Origin of the sequence: Halopseudomonas pelagia CL-AP6 (genome assembly GCF_000410875.1) — a bacterium.
Taxonomy (GTDB): domain Bacteria; phylum Pseudomonadota; class Gammaproteobacteria; order Pseudomonadales; family Pseudomonadaceae; genus Halopseudomonas; species Halopseudomonas pelagia.
On the sequence record NZ_AROI01000025.1, the window covers coordinates 83,957 to 95,755 of the forward strand.

Annotated in this window: 12 protein-coding genes; 6 read left to right on the top strand and 6 right to left on the bottom strand. The window is 57.6% G+C overall.

Features of this window, described 5'->3' with window-relative positions:
• Positions 1 to 308 precede the first annotated feature (308 nt).
• Positions 309 to 632: a ferredoxin FdxA gene (gene fdxA / locus K787_RS0117295; protein WP_022964077.1), complete on the bottom strand. Its 324-nt coding sequence runs from the start codon at positions 630 to 632 to the stop codon at positions 309 to 311.
• Between the two features lie 158 nt (positions 633 to 790).
• Positions 791 to 3,367, bottom strand: a complete 2,577-nt coding sequence (gene mutS, locus K787_RS0117300; RefSeq protein ID WP_022964078.1) for a DNA mismatch repair protein MutS — start codon at positions 3,365 to 3,367, stop codon at positions 791 to 793.
• A 135-nt stretch (positions 3,368 to 3,502) separates the two neighbouring features.
• Between mutS and K787_RS0117305 the strand changes: the two genes are divergently transcribed.
• The 3 genes from K787_RS0117305 to K787_RS0117315 all read left to right on the top strand — a co-directional run bounded on the left by K787_RS0117305 (position 3,503) and on the right by K787_RS0117315 (position 5,682).
• Complete coding sequence (locus K787_RS0117305; protein ID WP_022964079.1) at positions 3,503 to 4,024, top strand: CinA family protein; 522 nt, start codon at positions 3,503 to 3,505, stop codon at positions 4,022 to 4,024.
• Between the two features lie 159 nt (positions 4,025 to 4,183).
• The gene (gene recA, locus K787_RS0117310; protein ID WP_022964080.1) at positions 4,184 to 5,227 is read left to right on the top strand and encodes a recombinase RecA; all 1,044 of its coding nucleotides are present in this window, start codon (positions 4,184 to 4,186) and stop codon (positions 5,225 to 5,227) included.
• An 11-nt stretch (positions 5,228 to 5,238) separates the two neighbouring features.
• Positions 5,239 to 5,682, top strand: coding sequence for a regulatory protein RecX (locus K787_RS0117315; RefSeq protein ID WP_022964081.1), 444 nt, complete (start codon positions 5,239 to 5,241; stop codon positions 5,680 to 5,682).
• On the opposite strand, the gene K787_RS0117320 is transcribed toward K787_RS0117315, so the two are convergent.
• From K787_RS0117320 to K787_RS0117330, 3 genes are all read right to left on the bottom strand, one after another.
• A complete protein-coding gene (locus tag K787_RS0117320; RefSeq protein ID WP_022964082.1) occupies positions 5,642 to 6,727 on the bottom strand; it encodes an LOG family protein in 1,086 nt (361 codons plus the stop codon). The two genes, K787_RS0117315 and K787_RS0117320, sit on opposite strands and share 41 nt — an antisense overlap.
• Positions 6,728 to 6,751: 24 nt before the next feature.
• On the bottom strand, positions 6,752 to 8,155 hold the full coding sequence (locus K787_RS0117325) for an MBL fold metallo-hydrolase RNA specificity domain-containing protein (protein WP_022964083.1): 1,404 nt from the start codon (positions 8,153 to 8,155) through the stop codon (positions 6,752 to 6,754).
• Between the two features lie 72 nt (positions 8,156 to 8,227).
• Positions 8,228 to 8,626, bottom strand: a complete 399-nt coding sequence (locus K787_RS0117330; RefSeq protein ID WP_022964084.1) for a PA3611 family quorum-sensing-regulated virulence factor — start codon at positions 8,624 to 8,626, stop codon at positions 8,228 to 8,230.
• 156 nt (positions 8,627 to 8,782) lie between these two features.
• On the opposite strand from K787_RS0117330, the gene K787_RS23530 reads away from it, so the two are divergent.
• On the top strand, positions 8,783 to 9,586 hold the full coding sequence (locus K787_RS23530) for a tRNA-uridine aminocarboxypropyltransferase (RefSeq protein WP_022964085.1): 804 nt from the start codon (positions 8,783 to 8,785) through the stop codon (positions 9,584 to 9,586).
• On the opposite strand, the gene K787_RS0117340 is transcribed toward K787_RS23530, so the two are convergent.
• Entirely contained in the window at positions 9,522 to 10,451 is a 930-nt protein-coding gene (locus K787_RS0117340) for a DMT family transporter (RefSeq protein ID WP_022964086.1), read from the bottom strand. The genes K787_RS23530 and K787_RS0117340 overlap by 65 nt on opposite strands.
• 199 nt (positions 10,452 to 10,650) lie before the next feature.
• Here K787_RS0117340 and K787_RS0117345 point away from each other — a divergent pair, with 199 nt between their 5' ends.
• Together K787_RS0117345 and K787_RS0117350 are read left to right on the top strand one after the other, a co-directional pair.
• Positions 10,651 to 11,307 (top strand): response regulator transcription factor, encoded by a 657-nt coding sequence (locus K787_RS0117345; RefSeq protein WP_022964087.1) that lies wholly within the window; start codon positions 10,651 to 10,653, stop codon positions 11,305 to 11,307.
• Between the two features lie 13 nt (positions 11,308 to 11,320).
• Entirely contained in the window at positions 11,321 to 11,695 is a 375-nt protein-coding gene (locus K787_RS0117350; RefSeq protein ID WP_022964088.1) for a diacylglycerol kinase, read from the top strand.
• Positions 11,696 to 11,799 lie beyond the last annotated feature (104 nt).

Consider the following 11,799-nt stretch of genomic DNA (forward strand, 5'->3'; position numbering starts at 1 on the left):
AACCGATTGTTTTTACTGAGAAGGAGTTCGGCTCGCCCGCTGCGCTAGTCAATTCCAGACGCTTGTGTAGTAAACGTAACCAGATATTATGTGTCTAAGCGTTAGGGAAAACGCTGTTCGGCAGGGAGCTGAACTCAGGGAAAGCTCAGGAAGGTAAAGTCAGGATGACTTGGACAAGGAAAGCCGAATAAGGAATGAAGAGTGGGCGGGCTATCCCGCCCCTTTTTTTGTCCAAAATTCAGTCTTGGCAGCAATAAAAAGGCCGGCGCATGGCCAGCCTCTCGATCTTGTAACAGTAACCTGAACGTCTAGCGCTCCAGATACTGCAACTTGTCTGGCACGCCATCCCATTCTTCGGCATCAGCCAAGGCTTCTTTCTTTTCTGCGATATTCGGCCAGACTTCCGCAAGTTCAGCGTTCAGCTCGGTGAACTCTTGCATATCTTCGGGCACTTCATCTTCCGAGAAGATCGCATTGGCAGGGCATTCTGGCTCGCAGAGTGCGCAGTCGATGCATTCGTCAGGGTGAATAACCAGAAAATTTGGGCCTTCATAAAAACAGTCGACAGGGCAGACCTCAACGCAATCGGTGTACTTGCATTTGATGCAGTTGTCGGTAACAACAAAAGTCATGGTCGGGTCTCCATCCGAATCAGGCGGTCGCCTATATGGCGCGAAATATGGCGCGTAGTCTAGCAGTTTTTCCAGGCCGGTACAGGTCGGCAATAACAATTGCCGATGTTGTCGACTGTTAGCGGTTGGTTAATGCAAATAGCTATTATTTACCGATTTCAGGCATGCTCGGATTTCCATTTATACAGCAATTCAAGGGCTTGCAGTGGCGTCAATTCATCCGGCTTCAAGCCGCGCAAAATATCCACCATTGGATGCGCGACACTGGCAAACAGATCACTTTGTAGCGGTGCATGCTTAGCTTTGCTTGATGTGTTCGCCTGTTGGCTCAGGCTCTGCTGCTCAAGCTGCGCCAAGTGCTGCCGAGCGCGGTCGATAACCGGCTTGGGTACCCCGGCCAGCTGCGCTACCTGTAGCCCGTAGCTCTGGCTTGCAGGCCCCGGTAAGACGCTGTGCAGGAACACAATGCGTTCATTGTGCTCGGTGGCATTAAGGTGCACGTTGGCCACGCCAGGGTCAGTATCAGCCAGACTGGTAAGCTCGAAGTAGTGGGTGGCAAACAGACTGAATGCGCGTATCTGACCCAGGTACTCAGCGGCAGACCAGGCCAGAGACAGGCCGTCGAAGGTGCTGGTGCCGCGCCCCACCTCGTCCATTAGCACCAGGCTGGCGTCGGTGGCATTGTGCAGGATGTTGGCGGTTTCACTCATCTCGACCATAAAGGTCGAGCGCCCGCCGGCCAGGTCGTCACTGGAACCGATGCGGGTAAAGATGCGGTCCACCAAGGATAGCTCCACCGCCTGCGCGGGGACGTAACTGCCAATATGCGCCAGCAGCACAATCAGCGCGGTCTGGCGCATATAGGTCGACTTACCACCCATGTTTGGGCCGGTGATGATCAACATGCGCGTGTCCGGATCCAGCAGCAGATCATTGGCCACAAAAGGTCCGTCGAGCACCTGCTCGACAACCGGATGGCGCCCCTGCTGGATGTGCATCTGCGAGCCTTCGATAAACTGTGGGCGACAGTAGTCCAGCGTGCTGGCACGCTCACTCAGGGTCACCAACACATCCAGCTCGGCGAGGCTGCTTGCGGTGTCCTGCAGGGCGGCGAGATCTTGATTGAGGCGGTCGATCAGTGCTTCGTACAGCAGCTTTTCTCTGGCTAACGCCCGACTGCGAGCGGAGAGGGCCTTGTCTTCAAAGGTTTTCAGTTCCGGCGTAATAAAGCGCTCGGCGCCTTTGAGGGTTTGCCGCCGAATATAGTCCGCCGGCGCCTGGGCCGACTGCCCGCGGGATAGCTCGATAAAATAGCCATGCACTCGGTTGTAACCGACCTTTAATGTGGAAAGGCCGGTACGCTCGCGCTCACGGTTTTCCAGGTCGATCAGATATTGGCCAGCGTTTTCACTGATATTTTGCAGCTCATCCAGCTCGGCATCGTACCCGGGCTTGATCACGCCGCCATCGCGAATCACTGCGGGCGGGTTTTCTATGACGGCACGCTCAAGTAATTCTGCCAGTTCGGGATAGGTACTGACCTGCTTGGCCAGCTGGCGCAGATGGGCTGTTTCCAGCGGCAGCAAAGCCGTTTGCAGGCTCGGCAGTGTCGCCAGCGCATCACGCAGGCGTGCCAGATCGCGAGGGCGCGCGGAACGCAGTGCAACGCGGGCCAGTATTCGTTCGATATCGCCAATGCCCTTGAGTACCGGCTGCAGCGCTTCATGGTAATGCTGATCAAGCAGGGTGCTGATGCTATCTTGACGCGACTGCAACACTGCCGCATCGCGCAACGGCCGATTCAGCCAGCGAGCCAATAGCCTGCTGCCCATCGAGGTGGCGGTGTGATCCAGTACATCCAGTAGTGTATTGTCGCGGCCACCGGCCAGATTTGCATCGATCTCCAGGTTGCGGCGGCTGGCGCTGTCAATGATGACGCTGTCTTCGAATCGCTCCAAGGTCAAGGCGCGAATATGTGGCAGGGCGGTGCGCTGGGTTTCCTTGGCATAGCTCATCAGTGCGCCAGCGGCACCCAGGCCGAGTTTCAGATCCTGGCAGCCAAAACCCACCAGATCCTTAGTGCCAAATTGCTGGGTCAGCGATTTGAACGCGCTGTCGCGGTCAAATTCCCAGGGTGCGCGTCGGCGTACCGCGCGGCGCCGTTCGATCGGCGTATTGCTTTCCCAGTCATCGGGAATCAGCAGTTCAGCCGGTGCCAAGCGTTCCAGTTCGCCGAGCAGTGTTTCCCAGCCCGCCAGCTCCATCACGCAAAAGCGTCCACTGTTGATGTCCAGGGTCGCCAAGCCAAAGCCGCGCTCGCTGCCGACCAGCGCCGCCAGCAGGTTGTCGCGCCGTTCGTCGAGCAGAGCTTCATCACTGACGGTGCCGGGCGTGAGTATGCGAACTACCTGGCGTTCCACTGGTCCCTTGCTGGTGGCCGGATCACCGATCTGTTCACAGATGGCCACCGACTCGCCCAACTTGACCAGCCTGGCGAGGTAACCTTCGGCGGCATGGTAGGGGATGCCGGCCATCGGAATGGGTTGCCCGCCTGACTGCCCGCGGGCGGTCAGGGTAATATCCAGCAGCCTTGAGGCCTTTTTCGCATCGTCGAAAAACAGCTCGTAGAAATCGCCCATGCGATAGAACAGCAACTGCTCGGGATGATGCTGTTTGAGCCCAAAATATTGTTGCATCATGGGGGTGTGGCTGGCGGATTTCTCGGCGCGGCTCATGCAATTCCCTGGTTTGTGGTGGACATGGATGTATCAATAGTTATGTCGATGGGTATATCGAAGGTCGAACACCTGGCCGCCTAGTCTACGCAAAGCGTGGCCAGCTTTTAAGCGCAAAATTACGAGGTAGACAGCATGTCTCAATATGACCCGTTAATCGACTCCGCTGCGGCCCGTCTGGGTAACGCGCTGCGGCGTGAAGGGTTGTTGGTAACAGCTGCAGAATCCTGTACCGGCGGCGGTATTTGTGAAGCCATCACGCGGGTCAGTGGTAGCTCGGCCTGGTTTCACAGCGGCTTTGTCACCTACGCCAATCACAGCAAGGCGCGCTGGCTGAATGTCAGCGAAGCGGATCTGGCAGCCCATGGGGCCGTTAGCGAGCCGGTTGTCAGAGCTATGGCCCTGGGCGCGCTTGAGGCTGGCGAGGCGGACCTGGCGGTGGCGGTCAGTGGCATCGCCGGGCCTGACGGCGGTACGCCGGAAAAGCCGGTAGGCACTGTCTGGTTTGCCTGGGCATCGCGTGGCGGCGAGACGTACAGCCTGTGCAAGCGCTTGCAGGGCAGTCGCCGCGAAGTACGTGCGCAAACCGTACTGCACGCGCTGGAAGGGCTGCTCAAACTGATCGACCGACGTGCTGTGAGCCAGTCCGCAGGTTAACGAAACAAGGGGTAGGCGGCAGCAAACTTCTGTGGAATAATACTGACCATATATACAGTAGTTTATAGGCCGTCGTTCTCCTTCGCAGGCAGACGCTTTATAGACAACCGTTATCGTTGACCGAGCGCTCGGGCGCCCGCTACACCAAGAGGATGCACAATGGACGACAACAAGAAGAAGGCGCTTACTGCGGCTTTGAGTCAGATTGAACGTCAGTTTGGCAAGGGCGCAGTGATGCGCATGGGCGATCATGAGCGTATGGCTATCCCGTCGATTTCGACCGGCTCGCTGGGTCTGGATATCGCGCTGGGTCTGGGCGGCTTGCCCAAGGGACGTGTCGTAGAGATCTACGGCCCTGAGTCGTCGGGTAAGACCACGCTGACCCTGTCAGTGATTGCCCAGGCGCAAAAGCAGGGCGCTACCTGCGCCTTCGTTGACGCCGAGCACGCGCTCGACCCTGAATACGCTGGCAAATTGGGCGTCAACGTCGATGATCTGCTGGTATCGCAGCCGGACACTGGGGAGCAGGCGCTGGAAATCACCGACATGCTGGTGCGCTCCAACGCGGTTGACGTCATCGTCATTGACTCGGTTGCTGCGCTGGTACCCAAAGCCGAAATCGAAGGCGAGATGGGTGACCACCACGTGGGTCTGCAGGCTCGCCTGATGTCCCAGGCGCTGCGTAAGATTACCGGTAACATCAAGAACGCCAACTGCCTGGTGATCTTCATCAACCAGATTCGGATGAAAATCGGTGTGATGTTCGGTAATCCGGAAACCACCACCGGTGGTAACGCACTGAAGTTTTATTCATCCGTGCGTCTGGATATCCGCCGCACCGGCGCGGTGAAGGAAGGCGATGAAGTGGTCGGCAGTGAAACCCGCGTCAAGGTCGTCAAGAACAAGGTGGCGCCGCCGTTCCGCCAGGCCGAATTCCAGATTTTGTATGGCTCGGGTATCTACCATAATGCCGAGATCATTGATTTGGGTGTGCAGATCGGCCTGATCGAAAAAGCCGGTGCCTGGTACAGCTACAAGGGCAGCAAAATCGGCCAGGGCAAGGCCAATGCCGCCAAGTACATGGAAGAGAATAAGGCGACTGCCGACGAGATTGAAAAGGCCATCCGCGAGAAGTTGCTGCCTAAGCCGGCCAATGCCAAGGCGTCGGCTGCTGAAATCAGTGCCGACGCTGCTGCCGAGTAAGCTGCTCAGGCATGTTTGGTCGCACCCTGCTGGAAACGCCTCAGGCAGCACGCCGCACAGCGCTGGATTTGCTCGCGCGGCGTGAGCATAGCCGCCGTGAAATGCTGCGCAAACTGCAACAGCGGGGCGCGTCAGCGGCGATGTGTGAGGCGACGCTGGATCAGCTTGAGGAAGATGGTCTGCTCAGTGATGAACGCTTCTGCGAAGCCTACATTCATGCGCGTAGCCAGCGCGGCATAGGACCCCAACGTTTGCGTGAAGAATTGCGTGAGCGCGGGGTCGCCGAGCACCTCGTCGAAAGCCGTCTGCAGGCAACCCAATGGGATTGGGCGGACAGTGCCCAGCAGGTATTTGCCAAGCGCTTTCCAGAGGGCCCGGCGCGGGATCCCAAAGAACGCGCCAAGCAATTACGCTTTATGCAGTATCGAGGCTTTGCTGATTTTCCTCTCGATTGATAAAGTCGATCAATGCGCGTAACCGCCCATGATCTCGCCCATTAAAGGGGAAGCTCAGACGGGGTAATGTACACAATTCCGGCTCTTCCTCTCCCGTGGCGCAGGCTTCCTGCCTGAAGCTGCCATCCCGTGATAACGCTGAAAAAACCTCGCCGATTTTTGCCATGGCTTGCTCGGTGAGTGGCCGGTTCATGCGCAGCACATAACGCCCTTCGCTCCATCTGGCAGAGTTATAGTTGCTGTAAAAGCGCAGTATTTCCTGCATGGCGTCTTGCGGTGAGTGCGCGAGCTTCATCAGATTGAAGTCGCTTTCATGGATATAACCGTGATCACTCAGTTGTTTACGAAAAAATCCGAGCAGCCCCTCCCAATAACTCCCGTCGGCGACATCCAGCAGCACTATCGGCACCATTGGGCTTTTGCCCGTCTGGATCAGTGTCAGCACTTCCAGGGTTTCGTCCAGGGTGCCGAAGCCGCCAGGGCAGAGGATCAATGCATCGGCTTCCTTGACAAAAAACAGCTTGCGCAAAAAAAAGAACTTGAAGGGCAGATCATGATCGGTGTCGTGCACCACGTCATTTGAACGCTGTTCGAACGGCAGAGTAATGTTGAAGCCCAGGCTGTTATCCAGTCCCGCACCTTCGTGGGCGGCGGCCATAATGCCCCCGCCAGCTCCGGTGATGGTCATATAGTCGTGGCGCGACAGCATGCTGCCCATCTCGCGAGCAAGGGCATAGATGCGACTGTCGACATGCGTGCGCGCCGAACCAAAAACCGTGACCTTACGCCGGCGCTTGAAGAGCTCCAGCCGCGCGAAGGCCTGCTCCAGTTCGCGGATGGTGTGCAACATGATCTTGGCATCCCAGCGGTTGCGGTCGGCTTGGGCCATACGTATCACATCAAGGATCATGTCACGGTAAAGCCCGGCGTTTTCACTCTGCCCGGCACTCATCTCGATCAGTTCATCGACCTTCTGCTGAATGCCGGTCCCGCCGGTTTGCCAATGACGGCTAAGATAGTCTACGGGGTCCAGTTCATCGGTCATCTATTGCTCTCTTGTAAGCTGGCTTCAGAATGCGATTTGTTCGCCAGGCTCGGGAATATTCGCCAGCCAGCCTAACTTGGCCTTGATCGCGGCGGCCAGCAGCTGGCTTTTTTCTAGCTCGCCATGAACCAGATAAATTTCCGGGCTGCGCTCGAACTGGCTGAGCCAGTCGATCAGTTGCGATTGGCCGGCATGGGCGGAGAAGCCGCCCAGGGTGTGTAACTGGGCTTTTACCGCCAGGCTTTGATGGATAACGCGGACCTGCTTTTCGCCATCCACAAGTCTGCGGCCCAGGGTGCCCTTGGCCTGAAAGCCGGGGAAAATTACATGACAGTTGTCGCGCCACAAATTGTGTTTGAAGTGGTGGACTATGCGGCCGCCATTGCACATCCCGGCACCAGCAATAATGATCGCGCCACTGCCGATGCGGTTGATGGCCATCGATTCATCAGGGGACTGAGTGCACCTGAGGATCGGGAGCCAGTGCTTCAGGTCGCCCTTGCCGCGCTGCTCGATGGCGGTTTTGTCGTCCTCGTTGAAATGGTGGTGGTAACGATCGTAAATGGCCGTAGCGGCTATAGCCATGGGGCTGTCGAGGAACACTACCTGTTGTTTTAGTGTGCCTTCCTGATAGAACTTGCCCAGGTAATACAGCAGCTCTTGCGTACGCCCTACCGCGAACGCGGGAATCAGCACGTTGCCACCACCCTCGTAAGCCTCCTTGAGGATGCTTTTCAGCTCTTCAAGCGTGTCCTCAAGTGGCCGATGGTCACGATCGCCGTAGGTCGATTCCATCAGCAGCAGGTCAGCTTCACGCACAACGCTAGGGTCGTGCAGCAAGGGCGAATAGCTGTTACCTAGGTCGCCGGAAAAGACCAACCGGCGCACCAGATTATGCGGCTCGTGGATAACCATCTCGACTATGGCTGAGCCCAAAATATGCCCGGCCTCGTGAAAGCATAGCTCGATACCCTGGGTGATCTCTATCAACTGCTCATGCTCAAGCGGCTCGCACTGGCTAATAATGCGGTCGACGTCAGCCTGATTGTACAGAGGTTCAAGCAGCGGCTTGCCCGCGCGTTGGCGCCAGCGGTTTTCCCATTCGGTGTCTCGTTCCTGCAGGCCTGCGGCGTCTTTGAGCATCAGTTCCAGCAGTGATCGGCTGGCCGAGGTCAGGAAGACGGGACCGCGGTAGCCTTCTGCAGCAAGCTTCGGCAAAAGTCCTGAGTGGTCAAGGTGCGCGTGTGAAATAACCACCGCATCCAGGCCGGTTGGATCAAACGGAAAGCGGTTGCGGTTATGCGCTTCTTCGCGGCGAAAGCCCTGCGTCATGCCACATTCAAGGAGTACCTTGCGACCGTTGGCTTCAAGAAGATAGCAGGAGCCAGTAACTTGCTGTACGGCGCCATGGAAGGTAAGAAGAGCCATAATCTACGCACCTGTGATGTGAAAAGCCCATTATGCCGAAATCGGTCGAACGGACTTTTGATATGCATCAGTTTAGAGCGCTTGGCAATGTTCCGCGACAAAACTGTGGGTCAGTACCGGACGGGTCGAGCCGGTGATCGCAAAATGGTAGGTTAGCGTCGCGCCCATATCCATTAGCCGGCGGAAGCGCTGATCCGCGCAAACGCTGGCCTGTAGCTGAGTGCGTACGATCAGAGGATCGCGTTGCAGTTGCTCGGCATAAGCTTCGTTTACGGACAAGTGATTGATCAACTCGGAGCCGTCGCTGCTGAAACCTTCATCGACGATGTCGTCGTTGAGGGTTCTGGGCGTGCCTTCGCTGCTCTGGGCGGCGACCTGCTTCAGGGTGTCCTGTAGCCGTATCTCGCGCAGGGAGGTGGCGTGACTGGGCAGGGCGATGCACAGCGCAACAATTAGGGGCAACCAACGCATGGATTTCTCTCCAACAGGAATATAGTGTCACGAACTTCGACCATGGCACTGCGGACTGGTTCGCAATGAGCCGATAGATGAGCCGATAAGAGCGTGAATAAGTATGGCAAAATGCCTAGTGGTCATCATGACCCGTATTTTACCTAAAGGTTTCCAGTGTCAGTCAGACCACCCCATGCTGTAGAGCGCCTGCGGGCCGAATTGAAATCCGCTTCCACCCGACCTTTCAAGGCTCGAGGCGCGCGGTTGCAACGCTGCCCCGGCTGCCTTCTGGCCGCCCATGCCTGCGTCTGCAGCTGGCGTCCGCAACTGGATAGCCAGGTCGGATTCTGCCTGATAATGCATCCGTTGGAGCCGCTCAAGCCGACCAACACCGGACGCCTGATCGCTGACTGTATCACCGATACCCATGCCTTTGTCTGGTCGCGTACCAGCGTAGATCCCGCACTGCTGGAATTATTAAAAGATCCGCAGTGGCAAGCCTATGTGGTGTTTCCGGCAGAGTACGCCCAAGCAGGGCAGCCAGTAGTGGATACCATCAAGCCGGATGGCGGCAAACGGCCTTTATTGATCATTTTCGATGCCACCTGGACCCAGGCGCGCAAGATGTTCCGCAAGAGCCCGTGGCTGGATGGGCTACCGATACTGAGCCTGCAAACCGAGCAGTTGTCGCGTTATCGGCTGCGCCGCTCTACTCGCGAGGAGCATCTGTGTACCGTCGAAGTGGCCACGGCGTGCTTGGGGCTGGCGGGGGAGGCGGCGGGGGCAAATCTGTTGAACGACTATTTCGATGTATTTACTGACGCCTATCTGGCCTCGCGCGGCAATTGCGCCGCGACCGCAGAGCTACCCTCGCGGCAACGGCTGGCCGAGCACCTGGGCGTATCTGCTCAGATCAGTGATGGCCCGCAGGCTCTTGCTGCACAGTCGCCAGACTGCGGCGCCGGCCCAGATAAATAGGTACCAGCTGCGCGATCAGCATACCCGCCAGCATCAGGCAGCAACCGATAAAGCCGCGTAGGCTCAGGCTTTCTTCCAGAAATAGCCAGCCGGCGAGCGCAGCGAACACCGCTTCCAGGCTGAGAATGACCGCTGCGTGCGAGGCGATGGCATTCTTCTGTGCCACGACCTGCAAGGTAAAGCCCACGCCCACTGCCAACAGACCGCCGTAAAGAATTGCAGGGCCAGCCTGCACTATGCCTTCCCAGCGGATGGATTCAAATAGCAGTGCCAGGGTCAGGCTGATGACGGCGCAGACCACAAACTGGGAAAAGGCCACGCGCACTGGATCGTAGCGGCTGGCCAGGGCGCCCACCAACAGCACGTGAATCGCCCAGCAGGCCGCGCCAGTCAGTTGCAGCCAGTCACCGGGCGCTATGCTGTAATCGGCATTGACGCTGAGCAGTAGCATGCCGACCAAGGCCAGCAGCGCACCGCCCCAGGTGCCTAGTCCTGTGCGCATACCGATACACAGACCGAAGATAGGCACTAAAATCACATACAAGCCGGTGATAAAGCCGGCATTCGTCACGGTGGTGAACATCAGCCCGATCTGTTGCAGGTTGATGCCTAGCGTCAGCATCAGGCCCAGCCACAGACTGCCGAGCAGCATGGGTTTGCTGAAGCGCCGTTCGGCGGCTTTACCCTGCGGGCTGGCCAGCAACACCAATGGCAGAATCGCTAGCGCACCCAGGGTGAAGCGCAACCCGGTGTAAAGAAACGGGCCGATATGGTCCATCGCGACGCTTTGTGCGACGAATGTCGAACCCCAGATCAGGGCGGTGAGCAACATCAGCGCGTCTGAACGATAGGCGTTGGATTTCATCTCGCGCTCACAAGTTAAAAAGACTGGGTAAAAGGTGGAAGCGGCGCAGTATGCCTACACCCAGAGACAGAAAACAGATACAGTTGCGCCTGACCTCACTGCAGTTGCTGAGGATTGACTGTAATCACGCCCTAGGGCAGGGTTTAGCAGCACGAGTTAGCAGCACACAACAATAACATTTGAATCGGGAACGCCAGGCATGGGTCTCTCCTATGACATTCTGATCGCAGACGATCATCCATTGTTTCGCAGCGCCTTGCGCCAAGCGCTGATCAGTGGCTCCGAGGCGCAGGTTGCCTTGACTGAAGCGGGCAGCATTGCCGAGCTGCAGGCGTGCCTGGATCAGCGAAGTGATTGGGACCTGGTGTTGCTAGATCTGAACATGCCCGGTGCCTACGGTTTTTCCGGTCTGGTATTGTTGCGTGGCCAGTATCCGCAGATCCCAGTGGTGGTGATTTCCGCCCAGGAAGAACAACCGGTGGTACAACGCGCGCGGGATTTTGGTGCCAGTGGCTTCATTCCCAAGTCGTCATCGCTGGAAGGTATTCAGGATGCGGTGCGTAACGTGCTGGAAGGCGGCGTCAGCTGGCCCGACACCGCCGGAGGCGCCGGTTTGATGTCCGAACAGGAAAAAAACATCAGCGCTCAACTGGCCAGCCTGACGCCGCAGCAGTTCCGCGTGCTGACCATGGTCTGTGATGGTCTGCTGAACAAGCAGATCGCCTATGACCTGAGCGTCTCGGAAGCGACGGTCAAAGCGCATGTCACAGCGATCTTTCGCAAACTGGGCGTGCGTACACGAACGCAGGCCGCGTTGGTACTGCAACATATGGAACTGACCCGCGCTGGGCACTGATTTAGGTAATGGCATGACCAATCCGTACAAGGGTGTGACCGGTATCAAGCGTGTCTGGTACGCCCTTGGCTATTCGCTTGACGGTCTCAAGGCCGCTTACCGGGGCGAAGCCGCCTTCCGTCAACTGGTTTGGCTGGCGGCGATACTCGTTCCCCTGGCGCTGTTGCTGCCGGTCAGCTATGCCGGCCGTGCGCTGATGGTCGGCAGTGTATTGCTGTCGCTGATCATCGAACTGCTCAACTCCGCTATTGAAGCGGCCATCGATCGTATTTCCCTCGAACGTCATCCTTTATCCAAGGCGTCCAAGGACATGGGCAGCGCAGCGCAGATGCTCGGGCTGATCATGATCGCGGTGGTCTGGACGCTGGTGCTACTGGAGCCGCAATAATCCCCACCGCGACTTAAGTCTAGCGATCCCAGGCTGGGCAAGGGCGCGGCGGAGTGACAGACTCGGCTATCATCGCCGATTACTCGGTTGGGCTAATGATTCCG

Bases quoted from the DNA above. Each gene is read 5' to 3' on its own strand.
- K787_RS0117330 (WP_022964084.1), bottom strand. From the start codon at position 8,626: ATGCGTTGGTTGCCCCTAATTGTTGCGCTGTGCATCGCCCTGCCCAGT.
- K787_RS0117350 (WP_022964088.1), top strand. From the start codon at position 11,321: ATGACCAATCCGTACAAGGGTGTGACCGGTATCAAGCGTGTCTGGTAC.
- fdxA (WP_022964077.1), bottom strand. From the start codon at position 632: ATGACTTTTGTTGTTACCGACAACTGCATCAAATGCAAGTACACCGAT.
- K787_RS0117315 (WP_022964081.1), top strand. From the start codon at position 5,239: ATGTTTGGTCGCACCCTGCTGGAAACGCCTCAGGCAGCACGCCGCACA.
- mutS (WP_022964078.1), bottom strand. From the start codon at position 3,367: ATGAGCCGCGCCGAGAAATCCGCCAGCCACACCCCCATGATGCAACAA.
- K787_RS0117345 (WP_022964087.1), top strand. From the start codon at position 10,651: ATGGGTCTCTCCTATGACATTCTGATCGCAGACGATCATCCATTGTTT.
- K787_RS0117305 (WP_022964079.1), top strand. From the start codon at position 3,503: ATGTCTCAATATGACCCGTTAATCGACTCCGCTGCGGCCCGTCTGGGT.
- K787_RS0117325 (WP_022964083.1), bottom strand. From the start codon at position 8,155: ATGGCTCTTCTTACCTTCCATGGCGCCGTACAGCAAGTTACTGGCTCC.
- K787_RS0117340 (WP_022964086.1), bottom strand. From the start codon at position 10,451: ATGAAATCCAACGCCTATCGTTCAGACGCGCTGATGTTGCTCACCGCC.
- recA (WP_022964080.1), top strand. From the start codon at position 4,184: ATGGACGACAACAAGAAGAAGGCGCTTACTGCGGCTTTGAGTCAGATT.
- K787_RS0117320 (WP_022964082.1), bottom strand. From the start codon at position 6,727: ATGACCGATGAACTGGACCCCGTAGACTATCTTAGCCGTCATTGGCAA.